General features: G+C 41.9%; 12 protein-coding genes. 6 read left to right on the top strand and 6 right to left on the bottom strand.

The features are described from left to right. Positions 1-12: 12 nt before the first annotated feature. From BM739_RS16370 to rppH, 3 genes are all read right to left on the bottom strand, one after another. Positions 13-816, bottom strand: coding sequence for a sulfite exporter TauE/SafE family protein (locus BM739_RS16370; protein WP_076542532.1), 804 nt, complete (start codon positions 814-816; stop codon positions 13-15). A gap of 188 nt (positions 817-1,004) precedes the next feature. After that, a complete protein-coding gene (gene ptsP, locus BM739_RS16365; RefSeq protein ID WP_076542530.1) occupies positions 1,005-3,239 on the bottom strand; it encodes a phosphoenolpyruvate--protein phosphotransferase in 2,235 nt (744 codons plus the stop codon). A gap of 24 nt (positions 3,240-3,263) precedes the next feature. Further along, the gene (rppH, locus tag BM739_RS16360) at positions 3,264-3,782 is read right to left on the bottom strand and encodes an RNA pyrophosphohydrolase (RefSeq protein WP_076542529.1); all 519 of its coding nucleotides are present in this window, start codon (positions 3,780-3,782) and stop codon (positions 3,264-3,266) included. A 734-nt stretch (positions 3,783-4,516) separates the two neighbouring features. Between rppH and mutH the strand changes: the two genes are divergently transcribed. Both mutH and BM739_RS16350 read left to right on the top strand, forming a co-directional pair. Further along, positions 4,517-5,182: a DNA mismatch repair endonuclease MutH gene (gene mutH, locus BM739_RS16355; protein ID WP_076542605.1), complete on the top strand. Its 666-nt coding sequence runs from the start codon at positions 4,517-4,519 to the stop codon at positions 5,180-5,182. A 121-nt stretch (positions 5,183-5,303) separates the two neighbouring features. After that, a complete protein-coding gene (locus BM739_RS16350) occupies positions 5,304-6,383 on the top strand; it encodes an adenylate/guanylate cyclase domain-containing protein (RefSeq protein WP_076542527.1) in 1,080 nt (359 codons plus the stop codon). 35 nt (positions 6,384-6,418) lie between these two features. Here the strand turns inward: BM739_RS16350 and oxyR are convergent, their stop codons facing one another. The 3 genes from oxyR to BM739_RS16335 form a co-directional block, all read right to left on the bottom strand. Next, a complete protein-coding gene (oxyR, locus tag BM739_RS16345; protein ID WP_076542526.1) occupies positions 6,419-7,324 on the bottom strand; it encodes a hydrogen peroxide-inducible genes transcriptional activator OxyR in 906 nt (301 codons plus the stop codon). Positions 7,325-7,488: 164 nt separating this feature from the next. Then, entirely contained in the window at positions 7,489-7,854 is a 366-nt protein-coding gene (locus tag BM739_RS16340) for an Hpt domain-containing protein (RefSeq protein WP_076542524.1), read from the bottom strand. Positions 7,855-8,044: 190 nt separating this feature from the next. Next, positions 8,045-8,965, bottom strand: a complete 921-nt coding sequence (locus BM739_RS16335; protein WP_076542522.1) for a TIGR01212 family radical SAM protein — start codon at positions 8,963-8,965, stop codon at positions 8,045-8,047. A gap of 514 nt (positions 8,966-9,479) precedes the next feature. On the opposite strand from BM739_RS16335, the gene gltB reads away from it, so the two are divergent. The 4 genes from gltB (at position 9,480) to BM739_RS16315 (ending at position 17,351) form a co-directional block, all read left to right on the top strand. After that, positions 9,480-13,928, top strand: a complete 4,449-nt coding sequence (gltB, locus tag BM739_RS16330; protein ID WP_076542520.1) for a glutamate synthase large subunit — start codon at positions 9,480-9,482, stop codon at positions 13,926-13,928. Between the two features lie 6 nt (positions 13,929-13,934). Next, positions 13,935-15,347: an FAD-dependent oxidoreductase gene (locus BM739_RS16325; protein WP_076542518.1), complete on the top strand. Its 1,413-nt coding sequence runs from the start codon at positions 13,935-13,937 to the stop codon at positions 15,345-15,347. A gap of 212 nt (positions 15,348-15,559) precedes the next feature. Further along, positions 15,560-16,252: a 5'-methylthioadenosine/adenosylhomocysteine nucleosidase gene (locus tag BM739_RS16320; protein WP_076542516.1), complete on the top strand. Its 693-nt coding sequence runs from the start codon at positions 15,560-15,562 to the stop codon at positions 16,250-16,252. A gap of 97 nt (positions 16,253-16,349) precedes the next feature. After that, positions 16,350-17,351: a cobalamin biosynthesis protein gene (locus BM739_RS16315; RefSeq protein ID WP_175609542.1), complete on the top strand. Its 1,002-nt coding sequence runs from the start codon at positions 16,350-16,352 to the stop codon at positions 17,349-17,351. Positions 17,352-17,421 lie beyond the last annotated feature (70 nt).

Here is a 17,421-nt window from a genome sequence, read left to right as displayed (position 1 = left end):
AGTGTAATTTTTTTAAGCAGAAAGCGCGAGCTTTAAACCTATTACCATCAGCAAAACTGCGAATATCTTTTTGAGTATCGGCGTTGGCCAAATACTGGCGGCCTTTACCCCTAAAGGTGCAATAAGCATAGAGGTAATGATGATCCCCACTAATGCGGGAATATAAATATAACCGACTGTCCAAGTGGGTAAGTCAGTGGCATTTAATCCAGCAATAACATAGCCCGCAGTGCCCGCTATCGCGATTAAAAAGCCTGTTACTGATGCAAAGCCAACCGCTTGACGCATTTGTAAACCGCAATAGCACAAGAAAGGCACCAGCAGTACTCCGCCGCCAATGCCCATTAAGCCGGCAATGACAGCTATTAGCATTGAAACAATAAACATCACTTGAAAACTTGGCACTTTGGCCATGGCTTTGGGTTTTAATGGAAATGTCATTTGTATTGCCATCACAATGACAAATATCGAGAAAGCCTGCTGCAACAAATCGGCTGCGATTTGTTCTGAGATAAAAGCCGATGCTAACGCGCCAACCACAATACCCGGCAACATGGGCTTAAAAAGCTCCCAAGGGATATTGCCGCGCCTATGATGGGCAATAGCAGAGCTAAACGAGGTCATAATAATAGAGGCTAACGAGGTGGCAATGGCCACATGGGTGAGTTGGCTGGACTCAATACCTATCCAGGGCAGTAAATAAATCAGTGCCGGTACAATAATAAGCCCGCCACCTATGCCTAACAAACCAGCAAGAAATCCAACCACAGCGCCTAATAACAAGCACAGTGAAAAAACTAACAATATATTGTCCAATGTACTGCCCTAACAATGAAAAATGTGTAAATTGACTTAGCCAAGTTGCTTTTATCAACTTGTTTAATTAACTAACTTTGCTGCTGTATTTTTAATTTAACTTACTGATTTTAACTTACTGATTTTAAATTACTGATTTTAAATTACTGATTTGAAGTTACTGCAATAAGTGTTTCGCTGATCTGTCATTAGTCTAAAATCGACAGCAAGTTGTGCTGTTGCAAATATTGATTCAATAATTGCCTGACTTGCTCACCATTAGACAAGCTTAATACCTGCTCTAATAATCGCTCAAGTTCAGCTTTATTAACCCGTCTAAGTAGATAGTTTATCCGCGCAATACTGCCTTGGTTCATACTGAGTTTTTCGTAGCCCATAGCCACTAACAATAAGGCGCCCATGGGCTCGCCAGCAAGTTCACCACAAATACTGGCATCAAGCTGAAAACGGTTACAATCAGTAATCGTCCATTTTAGCGCCCTTAATACACCAGGATGAAAACTGTCAAATAATGGACTGACACTGGGGTTATTTCTGTCCACCGCAAGCAAATATTGGGTTAAGTCATTGCTACCCACAGAAACAAAATCAACTCTTTTGGCCACATCTTCTAATTGGAACAGCAAAGAGGGTACTTCAAGCATTACCCCTATTTTAGGTTTGGGTATTTCTCTTGCGAGCTCTTCAGTTAGCTCTGTATATGCCTGCTCTAGATACAGTAATGTGCGATCAATTTCGTCTAAATTACTGACCATAGGCAGCAATATCTGCAATTGTGAAGAGTCAGCATTGGCTGTTAACATCGCCCGTAATTGCATTAAAAACAGTTCTGGGTGATCTAAAGATAAGCGGATGCCACGCCAGCCTAAAAATGGATTATCTTCTGTAATAGGAAAATAAGGCAATGGTTTATCGCCGCCCACATCAAGGGTACGCATTACCACAGGCCTGTCTCGCGCTGCTGATAGCACTTGTTTATAAACTTGAACTTGCTCAAGTTCACTGGGAAAGCGTTGATGCAGCATAAAGGGAATTTCAGTACGGTACAGTCCAATACCATCAGCGCCTTCTGCCATATCGGTGCTTAAACCACTTAATAAACCGGCATTCAAATAAAGCTGTATTCTTTGGCCGTCTAAGGTTTCAGCGGGTAAGGATATTTCAGCAGAAAATTGTCGTTGCTGGGCTTTACTCTCAGAAATTAAGCAAAGATATTCATGAATAATGGCATCAGATGGCGAAATTAATAATTGGCCGCTATTGGCATTTAGCACTAACTTTTTATTATCAACATCTGCAGACAACACTTGATCAACACCAACAATCGCCGGCACACCTAAGGCTCTTGCCAATATTGCTGCGTGGGCATTCACCCCACCAAGTTCCGTGACTATTCCTGCAAGTTTTCCTCGAGGAAACTCTGCTAATAATGTGGCATCAACCTCTTTCGCTACTAGTATGACCGGTTTATCAGGTGCGAGTTCTAATTTGTCAGGTTCGATTAATTGACGTAAAACTTTTTGACCTAATTCACGGATATCACTGGCCCGCTCTTTTAAATACGGGTCTTCCATCGCGATAAACTGCTCAATATAGCGTTTAGACACTCGGCTAACGGCAGATTCGGCTTGCCAACCTAAATTCACTTCCCGTAGATACTCGCCGCCAAGACTGGCTTCACCTAACAGTAATTGTAAAGCAGAAAAAATAGAGGCCACATCATCTACATTTTCACGGTCAAAGCGTTGGGATAAAGTGCTGATAATATCGCTACAGCGTTGCATAGCGGCTTTAAGACGCTGAACTTCTGTTGCTAAGTCTGTGGCTTGTTCTTCGGGCTGATCAAGTGAGATAGCACCACCAAGCACAAAGCCATCAGCAATGGCGATACCTTTTGACGCTGAAGTACCTTTAAAGACCACTTGTTGTTGAACATTACTGATCGCAGCTTTGTTTTTTAAATTACGCACCACCACGGCTAATTGAGCCGCCAAAGTCATCAAAAAGGCTTCTTCATTTTCACTAAACTGTCTTGGCTGCGGTTGCTGCACCACAATGACGCCGACAACCTGTTTTTGAAAGATAATAGGCACAGCCAGAAATGCGCGGTACTCTTCTTCTTCAACTTCGGGAAATAGTTTAAATCTGGGGTGTGATTTGGCATCGGCAAGGTTAACAGCTTCTTCTTTTTCTGCCGCTAAGCCCACTAAGCCTTCAGATAAAGGCATTTTGACACGATTGATGGAATTAGTTGCAAGGCCCTCTGTGGCAGAGAGCACCAATTGTTGCTGTTCAAGAATATAAATAGAACAGCAGTGCGTTTGCATTGCCAACTTGGTTTGGGAAACCAATAATGACAATGCCGTCTCTAAGCTATTAGCACTGGCGACAGACTGTGTAATATCCCTAAGCGTATTTAGCACTGCTTCACATCCTTTTTTGATCAGCTAATTTCTATAACGGCCTCTTTTTCGGCTAGGCTCACGGCCTTGAAATGCCAATGTAATAGAGGAAAACTCCTTCATAACTTTACGGTAAACATCACGCTTAAAAGAAACGACTTGTCTGACTGGATACCAATAATTCACCCAACGCCAATCATCAAACTCCGGATGACCACAGGAATTCAAATTAATCGTGTCGTCACTGCCTTTAAGTTGTAATAAATACCACTTTTGTTTTTGACCAATACAAACTGGTTTACTTTCTTGCCTAATTAATCTCTTAGGCAAACGATATCTCAGCCATGAACGTGTTGACGTTAAAATTTGCACATTTTCAGGTTTAAGACCGACTTCTTCATACAATTCTCGGTACATAGCTTGTTCTGGGGTTTCACCATCATCTACACCACCTTGAGGAAATTGCCATGAATGTTGTCCAAACCGTCTGGCCCACATTACTTGACCATATTTGTTACAGATAATAATGCCCACATTTGCGCGAAAGCCGTCGCTATCAATCACATGGACTCCAATTTCACTACAAATTAATGACTAGATTGTTTCATAAAGCTCGCCAACGGGCAAACGACTATTTCAATAGAACACTTGGATAAAATGAGCCCTTAGCAACTTTTATCAACAGATGATGACCCTAGTTATGATTATTATCCACAAAATCTGTGGATATCTCTGTTTGAAACTCTAAAATAACTCTAAACGAGCCTAATTACAGTGACACTTACTGTCGATAACAAAACTAAATCAACTAATAAAAATAAATAAAATACAATGAGTTAAATAAGACATGTATTGTTAACTTATAATCGAATCATATAAAAGGTTATTTTTTAAGCAGTAAAGGTAATTATTAATTGTGGCCATACTGGCTAAAGAAGTTATACACAAAAAACAACATATTTATTTTATAAATATCAAAATAAAGCTATTTTTCACCATTGACTGTCAAAAAAATATCCGCTAAGCATTAACAAATTAAAGTTATTCATTCATTCTGTGGATAAGTGTGTGTGAAATAGTGGAGCAAAAGGAGAGTAACTTTATAAAGTGGTCAAACAAACTCACCAATATTTATAAAAATCGTTAATAAACAGAGCGATATATTACTGCAAAACCTTGGATAACTTTAAATCTTCACGGTGTTCAAAAAACAACCAGCCGCTGTCGTTTTAAAATAATCGATAAAACAGTACACTTTAATACACCCAAACTTTTTTAAAGTAAGACATTGCTCCATGATGAATACCCCACCAAACTCAATCGATGAATTGATGCAAAGAGCCAATGACATGGCTGGTGTCAGTTTAGGTGACATAGCAAAAGACCATGGCGTAAACGTGCCAGAGAACTTAAGAAGAGACAAAGGCTGGGTAGGACAATTGATTGAAATGGAGCTAGGGGCGACTGCAGGCTCAAAACCACAGCAAGACTTTCTTCATTTGGGCATTGAGTTAAAAACCATTCCAATTGATAAACAGGGTAAACCAATAGAAACCACCTATGTCACCGTTGCCCCACTGACCAATATTCAAGGGCTCACTTGGGAAGACAGCGTGGTTTATCATAAATTACAACAAGTGCTGTGGATCCCCATTCAGGGTGAAAGAAGTATCCCTGTCGCTGAGCGAAAAATAGGCTCACCAGTATTATGGCAACCCAATCAACAACAATATTCACAGTTAAAGCAAGACTGGGAAGAGATAATGGAATTAATCGCCATAGGTAAAGTCGAGCAAATCACCGCCCGTCATGGTGAAGTATTACAACTAAGACCAAAGGCAGCCAATAGCCAAGTATTAACTGAGTCAATTGCCGAAAACGGTCTGATTAAGCTCTCTAATCCCAGAGGCTTCTATTTAAAGATCAACTTTACCCACCAAATACTAACAAATGCATTTGGCTAGTATTACAAACTGTAAACATAAAGGCTTTTTATTAAAACTATTGTAAATACCACTATGACAAGTATGGGAATTTTCTATAAACTAGCCTGTCTTAAAATATCAACGGACTCGATATAATCCAGTGAAAGCACGTCGTCAGACAAGAAAGCTATTATTTGCGATTTTAGCATGGTGTATTGCCATGAGCGCATTTGTCTTTTTCCGATATTCACAAACTCCTGATTTACCTCAATGGGCCATCGGAAAAATAGACTTAGCAACGCTAGCTATTTTTATGGGCTTCGTATTCGGCTGCCTGCATTGGATGTCCAACCTTATTGCTGATTTTAGCGCCATCAGCCGCCTGCCCTATCTTTTTTCAGTCATATTTAAAGGCCTATTTTTACTCCTAGGTGCAATGACGCTGGCTTATGTCACTCAATTTTTAAACATGTGGGCCATAGAAAACCATCTAGTATCACTAAGACAAATGCTTACTGCGCACATTTTATATAGCCCAGCATTTCAAGCCTTAGTGGTTTATCTCGCTGTAGTACGCGTCGGCTTAGCCTTTATTGAACAAATGGCGCTACTGGTTGGCCCAAGAGTGTTACTTAACATTGGGTTAGGTAAATACCACCAACCACGTTATGAGCACCGACTATTCTTATTTGTGGATATGGTGTCATCTACCGCCCATGCAGAAACATTAGGTGATTACCGTTTCAGTCGCTTAATCCAAGATAGTTTTAGCATGCTGGCTGATACAGTAACCAATAATGAAGCTGAAATTTATCGTTATATGGGTGATGCGGTATTAATCCATTGGCCGTTAGATGAAGGGGTTAAAGAAGATCGCTGTATGAATATCTATTATGAATTCAGCCAACAGTTAAACTGGCATCGCGCTTACTTTGAAGAACATTATGGTTTTGTACCCAAATTTAAAGCTGCTGCCCATTGTGGTCAGGTTGTGGCTGCCGTCGTTGGCGTTCATAAGCAAGAAATTAGCTACTTTAGTGATGTACTCAATACCCTCGCAAGGCTTCAAGATCAGTGTAACCCTTTAGGTCAGCGAATGTTGATCTCCGGTGAAGTTGCCCACCGTTTAGAACGTCAAACCAGTCAATACGATTTAACGGATTTAGGTGCGATGATGCTAAAAGGTAAAAAACACGAAATTGAAGTATTTGGTGTTGCTCCGAAAATAATCCCTCAATGAAACAACACCACACAAGATAACCCCTTCCGCCTTGATTACTGCTTATGTAACAAGCCTTCTAGCATCAAGCCTAAGGTTCTAAAGGTCGAAATACGACTGGTGGTTTGTCGCCAAACCAATCCAATATCACGATATGGCGCTTCACCTGGCGGGGTCATGATCTGAAGTTCAGTGTCATTCAAAATACCTGCATCAATGGCCATTTGCGGTAAAAAGGTGGTGCCTAACTTGCTATCCACCATTTGCACCAAAGTATGTAAACTCGTGGCAGCAAAAGGATTAATCTTGGCGCTGTTGCCTAATTGGCAAGCGGTAATCGCATGGCCAGTAATACAATGCTCACTTTGCAGTAAGAAAATACTTTCATCGGGCATTTGTTGATAATCAATAGGCACATGGATCCCATTAGATAGTTCCTGATGAACCACCATTTTAAACGGGTCAATGCCCACTTTCATACTATGAAAACCAGTGGTATCCACAGGTAAAGCTAAAATAAGCAAATCAAGCTCACCTTTTCCCAGAGATGCTAACAAACTCTCTGTGGTGTCTTCCCTTAGCAATAAACTCAATTGCGGATAATCGGCTTGGCACTGTTTTACCACTCGGCTCAGTAAAAAAGGCGCTATAGTGGGAATACAACCTAAGCGAATTTCACCTGTCATTGGTTCACCTTGGTTTTTGACTAGCTCGACAAGATCATCAACATCTGTCAATAATTTTCTCGCTCTATCAACCACTTCTTCACCAATGGCGGTGAACATAAATGATTTATGATCACGCTCGATAAGCTGATATCCCAATTGCTCTTCAAGGTTTTGAATCCCACTTGAAAGAGTCGACTGGCTAACAAAGCAAGATTTTGCCGCTCGGTTAAAGTTTTGCTCTTGATGCAAATTCACTAAATAAAATAGATTTTTAAGGCTTGGCAGGTTTTTCATTTAATCGATTACCATAAGATGATGTCATTCAAATAGTGAATTAACTAAACATAAATAACAATAAATTAAGCTGGATCTAGTCCGCATAATCAGCAAATTTAATGCTGTTAGTTTTTTAAAGACAAAAAAAAGCCCCTTGCGGGGCTTTTTAAAGTCAAAAGCAATTACGCTTTTGCTTCTAAAAATTCTTTTAATTGCTGTAGATCTGAACCTGCATGCTCAACGATTTGACCTAACCATTTATCATGCTCAGTATCCCAAGCTGGCTCTTCGCCATGTTGCACAAGTTGTGCAAATTGCTGAATACGCTTTAATCCAACAGAACCTGCAGCACCTTTAAACTTATGGGCTTCAGCACAAAGGGTATCTTTGTCATTCGCTTCATTCGCTTTAATGAGGCTACCTAAATATTCAGGCATTAGCTGCTCAAATAACACGACACTTTTTAATAAAGTTCCAGCACCAATAGCACTACAATATTGCTCTAACGTATTGAGATCCAATACAGACTCTAACTCAACTGTGGCCATCTCGGCACCTCTTAATCAATTCATAACTTTAAAATTGAATTTATAATACTCGCTAAAATCCCCTATGCAACTAAACAAGGCTTTTCAAGCCTAATTACTGGCAAATGAGCACAATATTTTAACAAGCTGTTAAAAATAATTTATAAAATAAGTTAATAAACTTTCATAGATTGCAGTTAAAGGTTGAATTTTAGGACTTATTGGCAGACAAATAGTGCCCTTGTCCACCGTTAGCCGCTAAATTTTGCACGATAGCCACTAAGCCTTCCCATCGATAACCGCACCAATCAGGCGCCAGTAATAGCGGTTTTTTAGCATAAGCTGTGACTCTGTGAAAAATAATATCTTTAGGTGTATGACGAATAAGCTCACTGGCATAGTTGGCATAGTCTTGTTTTGTCAGTAGTGCCATCCCTTTATGACGCCATGTCTTAGCCATCACACTCCCTTCAACGATATGTAATGGATGCAGCTTAATGCCATCAACTCCAACGTCAATGACACTGTTTAAACTGCGCAAGTAATCACTATAGTCTTCACCGGGTAAGCCAAGGATCAAATGAGCACAGACTTTTATGCCACGTTTTCGAGCCCGCAGCACGGTATCTTGATAACAGGCAAAATCATGACCGCGATTAATGCGCTTTAAAGTGTCATTGTTTGAAGTTTGTAAGCCAAGCTCAAGCCAGACTTCGATGCCTTTATCTTGATAACTGACTAACAAATCTAAAATATCATCTGGGACACAATCTGGCCGAGTGCCAATATGCAAGCCTACGATATCAGAATCCTTAACGGCCTCATCATATTTTGTTTTCAGCACCTGATACTCATCATAGGTACTCGTATAAGCCTGAAAATAAGCAATATATTTGGCACTATCATTTAGCGAGCGCTGCTTACCTTGCTTTAATTGCTCAGAGATACTGGCTTCAGTACCTTGCTCATAGCTAAATGACGACACATTACAGAAAGTACAGCCGCCTTTACCTAAGGTGCCATCTCTATTTGGGCAAGTGAACTTAGCATCAATTGTCAGCTTTTTAATTCTGCCGCCATATTGCTGCTTACACACTGCACCGAAGGTATTTACAAAATCATCTAAACCCACAATTGCTCCTGACGGCAAAAAGTGGCAGACAATACAGGCTCTGGCAGATAAAAACTTGGTGCCACATCAAAAAAACAGCAAATAAATCGATTAATTTATATTCATGCAGTGACAAAGGGCACATTTTTGAACTTGCAGTTACGACTCTTAGTCAAATTAATTGAATAAATAATCATTTAAGGCAATTTAGCTGTTCAAACTGTACTTGAAAATAAATTCACTATCCCTAAATCAATATCAATCCACAATAAATGTTAACCAAAAGTAAAAGTGACAATTGGGTAATTTTAAAATTCTTTTTATTCATAAGGTTATACGAACAAAAATACAGCTTACGTTAACGTAAAGCAGCTTTTTAGTAACATTTGTAATAACAGTAACAATTCATTTTGTTGAGTAATTTAAGTTTGACCTTTATCCATTATCGAGCTAATTTGGGTGGTTCGGGTGCATATCTATGAGAACTTCTCCGCATTATCCGAGTCGTATTAAGTTAGGTTTAGGGAGTTTTTGTATGAGCTTATATCATCCCAGTTTTGAGCGGGACAATTGTGGATTTGGTTTAATAGCCCAAATGGATGGCGATGCTAGCCATCGTATTGTCCTTACTGCTATTCACGGTTTGGATAGAATGAAACACCGTGGCGGGATAGCATCAGACGGTCGCACAGGTGATGGCTGTGGACTATTAATGTCGATGCCGAAAGACTTTTTTGCAGCCATTGCAACTGAAAATGATTGGCACCTTAGCCGAAAGTTTGCAGTGGGCATGCTATTTCTCAGCCAAGATCCAGTCAAAGCTGAAACCGCAAAAGCCATTTTAGAAAAAGAACTCCAGCGTGAAACCTTAAGTGTTGCCGGTTGGAGAAAGGTGCCTGTTAATCCAGATGTACTGGGTGAGATTGGCCGTAAAAGCCTGCCACAAATATACCAAGTGCTAATTAATGCACCTGTGGGCTGGCGTGAAAAAGATTTAGAACGTCGCCTTTATATGGCCAGACGTCGTCTTGAACAACAAATCATCGATGATAGCGACTTCTATGTTGCCAGCTTATCGGGTGAGGTTATTGTCTATAAAGGCTTAATGATGCCTGCTGACTTACCAGCATTTTATTCTGACTTAGCCGATATTCGCCTTAAAAGCACCATTTGTTTATTCCATCAGCGCTTTTCAACTAACACCTCGCCGAAGTGGCCATTAGCGCAGCCCTTTAGATTTTTAGCACATAATGGTGAAATCAATACCATTACTGGTAACCGCCAATGGGCAAGAGCCCGTGCTTATAAATTTAATTCGCCACTGTTACCTGATTTACAACAAGCGGCGCCTTTTGTTAATGAAACAGGCTCAGATTCATCATCATTGGATAATATGCTGGAAATGCTATTAGCCGGTGGCATGGATTTATACCGTGCTATGCGTTTGCTTATACCACCAGCATGGCAAAGTAATCCTGAAATGGATGATGAGTTAAAAGCATTTTATGATTTCAACTCCATGCATATGGAGCCGTGGGACGGCCCTGCAGGCATCGTAATGAGCAATGGCCGCCATGCTGCCTGCGCAGTAGATCGTAACGGCCTACGCCCTTCTCGCTACGTTATAACCAAGGACCGCATCCTAACACTGGCATCAGAAGTGGGTATTTGGGATTACTCTGCCGATGAAGTGGTAGAAAAAGGCCGTGTTGGCCCTGGCGAGTTATTAGTACTCGATACCATGAATGGCCGTTTGTATTCATCGTTCGAGATTGATAATGACTTAAAACGTCGCCACCCATACAAAGAATGGATGGCTAAAAACAGCCGTACTTTAAAACCTGCAACCAAAATTGATGCCGCTCAACAAGGCGCCAGTAATTTTTGTGCTGATGTATTACTTCAGTATCAAAAGCAATTTGGTTACAGCCGTGAAGAGTTAGAGCAAGTTATTTGGGTACTAGCAAGTAAAGGTGAAGAAGCCACCGGCTCTATGGGTGATGATACTCCAATGGCGGTATTGTCGAAAAAGTCGCGCTCACTGTATGACTATTTCCGTCAAAAGTTTGCTCAAGTCACCAACCCGCCAATTGATCCATTACGTGAAAAACACGTGATGTCATTAACCACTTGTATTGGCCGCGAGCAAAACTTATTTTGCGAAACAACCGGTGTTGCTTACCGAGTAATGTTTGAGTCACCGGTTCTACTCTTTAGTGATTTTAATCAGTTACTTGGTCTTGATAGCAGTTACTACCGCGCCAATACCATTGATTTAAACTACGACGCCCACGAAAACTTAAAGCAAGCTATCGAGCGCATTACCGATGAAGCTGAACGTTTAGCAAGAAGTGGCACAACCTTGCTCATCCTGTCAGACAGAGCCGCCGCTAAAAATGTACAAGTGATCCCTGCCGCTATGGCTGTGGGCGCGGTGCAGCAACGTTTAGTTGATCAAAGCTTACGTTGTGACACCAACATTATTGTTGAAACTGCATCTGCGCGCGATCCACATCACTTTGCCGTGCTATTAGGTTTTGGCGCGACAGCGATTTACCCTTATCTGGCTTATGAGTCAATTTCAGCCATGGCCAAGAAACATCAAGTAGAAGATGACAGCATCTTGATGTTGAATTTCCGCCAAGGTATTGAAAAAGGCCTGCGTAAGATCATGTCGAAAATGGGCATTAGTACTGTGGGCTCTTACCGTTGTAGCCAGCAGTTTGAAGCCATTGGTTTATCTTCAGATGTGATTGAATTGTGCTTTAAAGGCGTGATTAGTCGCATTGAAGGTGCAAGCTTTGAACATTTAGCAGCCGATCAAAAAGTGCTTCATACCGCAGCTTACCGCGCTCACATACCACTGCCACAAGGCGGTTTATTAAAGTATGTTGAAGGCGGCGAGTATCATAGTTTCAACCCCGATGTTGTTAATACATTACAGCAAAGTCTTAAAGATCAGGATTACCCTAAATATAAGAAATTTGCAGCGTTAGTCGATGACCGTCCTATTGCCACCTTACGTGACTTAATTGGCATTAAAGGCACGAATGCGGCCATTGACGAGTCAAGTGTTGAAGCCGCTGGAAACTTATTCCCACGCTTTGATAGCGCAGCAATGAGTATCGGCGCATTAAGTCCAGAAGCCCATGAAGCCCTAGCCGTTGCCATGAACCGCATTGGTGGCCGTTCAAATTCTGGTGAAGGTGGTGAAGACCCAAGTCGTTTTAATAGCGAACGTAACTCAGCGATTAAGCAAATTGCCTCTGGCCGTTTTGGCGTTACTGCCCATTACCTTGTTAATGCTGATGTATTGCAAATTAAAGTCGCTCAAGGGGCAAAACCCGGTGAAGGTGGTCAGTTACCTGGCCATAAAGTGAGTGTTGAAATCGCCGGTCTTCGTCATGCACGCCCTGGCGTTACCTTAATTTCGCCGCCGCCACATCATGACATTTATTCTATCGAAGATTTAGCCCAGCTGATTTTTGATTTAAAGCAAATCAACCCTAAAGCTTTAGTGTCAGTGAAACTGGTATCTGAGCCGGGCGTTGGCACCATCGCGACAGGCGTAGCGAAAGCTTACGCCGATATGATCACCATATCAGGTTACGATGGCGGTACTGGTGCAAGTCCAATTACGTCAGTTAAATATGCTGGCTCACCATGGGAACTTGGCCTTGCAGAAGTGCATCAATCTCTGGTTGAAAATGGTTTGCGTCATAAAATTCGCTTACAGGTCGATGGCGGCTTAAAAACCGGTCAAGACATCATTAAAGCCGCGTTGTTAGGTGCAGAAAGCTTTGGCTTTGGTACCGTACCTATGATTGCTTTAGGGTGTAAATATCTGCGTATTTGTCACCTAAACAACTGCGCAACCGGTGTGGCAACCCAAGATAAAAACTTACGTGACAAGCATTATCATGGCTTGCCAGAGCGAGTAATTACTTACTTTGAGTTTGTCGCTCAAGAAGTCCGTGAATGGATGGCAAAATTAGGCGTGGCTAAATTTGAAGATTTAGTCGGCCGTACTGATTGGTTATATGCCCTTGAAGGCCAAACAGCCAAGCAGTTAGGACTGGATTTAGCGCCAATTTTATATCAGCCCAACGTCGCTGACGGAAGTGCAATCACTTGGAAAGAGTTAAACCCGCCTTCTGATAAAGGTGAGTTAAATCTACAAATTGTTTCAGACACAGCGCAAGCGGTATTAGCCGGTGATGCGTTAACCAAGCAATATGCCATTAATAATACCGACCGCTCAATCGGCGCGACATTATCAGGCTTTATTGCCACCAACATTGGTAAAGAAGGCACTAAATCACCTATCACGCTGCGATTTAACGGCAGTGCAGGTCAAAGCTTTGGGGTATGGAATAGCCCGGGGTTAGATTTAGAATTAATTGGTGATGCTAACGACTATGTCGGAAAAGGCATGTCTGGCGGTAAGATTATTATCCATCCTCCTGTTGGCAGCCCATTCCAAAGTGAGCGCAGTGCCATTATGGGTAATACTTGTCTATATGGTGCTACTGGCGGCCGCGTTTATGCCGCAGGTCAAGCTGGCGAGCGTTTTGGGGTGCGTAACTCTGGCGCCGTTGCCGTAGTTGAAGGTGTGGGTGATAACGGTTGTGAGTACATGACAGGCGGCATCGTGGTTGTTCTTGGTAAAACAGGGGTTAACTTCGGCGCTGGTATGACGGGTGGGTTTGCCTATATCTTTGATCGCTTTAATCACTTTAGTCGCCGCGTTAATACTGAGCTTGTTGATACCCAAAAACTTGAATCAACAATCCAGCAGCAACACCTTAAAGGCTTGATTGAAGAGCATGCAAAAGCCACTGGCAGTGAGCATGCCAAAATGATCTTAAGTGATTTTGAAAACTGGTTAGATTGTTTTGTACTAGTGAAACCGAAGAACATTGCCGTTGCTGACTTGCTCAAAATTGAGCAAAAAAGCCCGGAACTTGCAGTAAAGGCGGGGTAAATTAAGATGAGTAATGATTTTCAATTTATAGAAGTCGATCGTAAAGATCCAACTAAACACGCCGCTGCGAAACGTTCAACTCAATTTATTGAGATTTATCAGCCGTTTTCTCAGCCTCAAGTGGCTGAGCAAGCAGACCGTTGTTTAGATTGTGGTAATCCTTATTGCGAGTGGAAGTGTCCACTGCATAACTACATTCCTAATTGGCTAAAACTGGCCGAACAAGGTCGTATTTTAGAAGCGGCAGATTTGGTTCATGAAACCAATACCCTGCCAGAGATATGTGGCCGAGTATGCCCTCAAGATCGTCTATGTGAAGGGGCTTGTACCCTTAATGATGATTTCGGCGCGGTCACCATTGGTAATGTTGAAAAATACATTACCGATACCGCAATCAGCCAGGGATGGCGACCCGATATGACAAAAGTGAAGCCACGCAAAGAACGTGTGGCGATTATTGGTGCAGGGCCTGCGGGCCTTGGTTGTGCCGATATCTTAAGTCGTAACGGTGTGAAAGCTGTGGTATATGATAAATACCCACAGATTGGTGGATTGCTGACTTATGGCATTCCCTCTTTCAAGCTGGATAAAGAGGTTATGGCCACCCGACGTAGTGTACTTGAAGGTATGGGCATTGAATTTAAAATGGGCGTTAGCGTTGGTAAAGACATTCCCTTCCAAAGCCTGCTAGATGGTTATGATGCCGTGTTCCTCGGTATGGGTACCTACACAGCAATGAAAGCTCGCCTACCCGGTGAAGACAGTCAAGGTGTCATTCAAGCACTGCCTTACTTGATTGGTAATACTCATCATTTAATGGGCTCTGAATGCTCTGAAAACCCATATTTAAGCCTTGAAGGTAAAAACGTGGTGGTATTGGGTGGTGGTGATACTGCAATGGATTGTGTCCGCACTGCTGTTCGCCAAGGGGCTAAAAGCGTTACTTGTGCATATCGACGTGACGAGGCAAACATGCCAGGCTCTCGCCGAGAAGTGCAAAACGCCCGCGAAGAAGGGGTTAATTTCTTATTTAACCGCCAACCCGTGGCAATTAAAGAGCAAGATGGCGTGGTAACGGCGATTGAGTGCGTAGAAACTCAAATGGGCGAAGCCGATGAGTCTGGTCGTCAAAAAGCTGAAGTCATTGCTGGAAGTGAGCAAATCCTTGAAGCAGATGCCATTATCATCGCCTTTGGTTTCCAAGCCAGCCCTGCAGCTTGGTTTAGCGACTTTGGCATTGAAACCAATGAATGGGGCTTAGTAAAAGCCAGTAAGTTTGACGATAACCCTTTCCAAACAACCAACCCGAAAGTGTTTGCCGGTGGTGATATGGTTCGTGGCTCTGACCTTGTGGTCACCGCTATTGCTGAAGGCCGCGATGCCGCGCAAGGGATTTTAAACGCCTTTGAAGACGTATAACAAGCTTTTGCAGCCATTGTAAGCCACAGTCAATAACACGGCTTGGGCTAATTAATCGCAACACTTGTTGATAGCAAAACTCTTAAAGCGCATCTTTTGATGCGCTTTTTTATTTGCTGAATTTGCTGCTACGGTGCTCTTTCCCTGTTTGCTTTTGTGCTATATTAGCCGCCATTATTATTTATTTAAATGAACTGTTTGAGACGCTAATTATGAAAATCGCTATTATCGGTGCAATGGAACCTGAAGTTGCTCACCTAATTGAATCAATGACCAACCCAGTACACTCAACTGTAGCGGGAATTGAATTTGTTGAAGGACAACTTTCAGGTAAAGAGGTTGTCGTCACCCGTTCAGGCATTGGTAAAGTCGCTGCCAGCGTTGCAACCACATTAGTGATCAACAACTTTAAGGTTGATGCTGTGATTAACACTGGCTCTGCGGGTGGATTTGTTGACAGTTTAAATATTGGCGATATTGTTATTTCTTCTGAAGTACGTCATCACGATGTTGATGTAACCGCCTTTGGTTATGAAATTGGTCAAATGGCATCACAGCCTGCTGCTTTCATCCCTGATGAAAAGTTAGTCACTGCCGCAAAAGCGGCTATTTCATCATTAGGTGAAGCTAAGGTCATTGAAGGCTTGATTGCCACAGGTGATAGTTTTATTTGCGATCCTGAGCGCACTAAGGTGATGCTGGCTAATTTCCCAACTATGGCGGCATGTGAAATGGAAGCGGCTGCGATTGCCCAAGTTTGTCATCAATTTAAGGTGCCGTTTGTAGTCATCCGCTCATTATCAGATAACGCTAACAACGACTCGCCTGTTGATTTTGATTCCTACATTGTTAAAGCGGGTCATTACTCAGCATTAATGGTCATTGCATTACTAAAAAACTTTTAAAGCATAAGGCAATGTACTCTAGCCGTTATCAAGGTTAGATGTTGCCACTTTGACTTAGGGTTATATTTTAGCTGTGAATTGATAAGGTGCCATGACATTGTTTGATAGTTCTTTTTACCAACAACTGATGACTGTTGATGGTAGTTTTCTGGTTAACTGTCTGGTGCTTTTTACGGCGCTGCTCATTTCTAAAGTGGCGCCAATCCCCAGAAATCTACAGCCTATTGTATTTTTTCAACTGTTAGCGAAAAAATTAAGCGCGAAAGTTAACCATCCACAGCGCTCTTCTCAACAGCAAGTTACCGCCGGCCTACTTGCAACAGGTTTACTGATTTTACCACTGTGGTTTAGCGTCTATTTTATCTTGTCGCTGGCAGTATACCCTTGGTTTTTTGACTTTTTATTAGTGTATTTTTGCATCAGTGACGCAGGCTTTAGACCCGTTGCTAATGACGTTGTAAACTCCCTAGAGCTTAATGATAAACAACGAGCCAAAAAATTACTGAGCCCATGGCTAATTCAGCAAACCGATAATTTGTCAGAAATCGGTATTTGTAAAGCCACCATTGAAAGGCTATTAATCAGCCCAAGTTATGGCACCGTCGCCACCATCTTATTTTTTGCCATTGGCGGTGCGCCCTTGGTGTTATTTATCCATTTGCTGCGTCAATTAGAACATTGCTGGCCCAATTACGTGCCGCAATATCGCTACTTCAGCGCCCCTATTTATGCCCTCAATCAAATCATTTTTGCACTCCCCAGTTTACTGTGGAATTTGACTTTAATATTGCAAGGCAAATTAAAGAACGTATCAGCATTAGTTAAACAGCCGCCTCATACCGCAGGAGTGTTTGGTTACTCAAGCTTATATATTGGCAGTAAAGTGTTGGAAGTAGAGCTCGGAGGGCCGCAACAAATCATCTTAAAACACCAATTACAGCGGGTTGAATTAAGCAAGATAAACCCATCAACAATGCCGCTTACTCAAGATATCCGCAACGCGATCAGCCTGACATCATGGGCAATCAGCTTTTGGATTTGTTTTACCATTGCCATTCCGATTTTATGGACCGCAATAAGGTGGTTTCAAGCGATGTAACTTTATTATAAAAAGGTTATTATACCCAGCTTAGTCATTTTTGTTGTTTGATGTAGAGGCGACTCCTTTT

It is taken from the genome of Shewanella sp. UCD-KL21 (assembly GCF_001957135.1).
In the GTDB taxonomy this organism is placed as follows: Bacteria; Pseudomonadota; Gammaproteobacteria; order Enterobacterales; family Shewanellaceae; genus Shewanella.
Note: the sequence above shows the minus strand (reverse complement) of the source record. Positions and strands in the feature narration are given on the sequence as shown.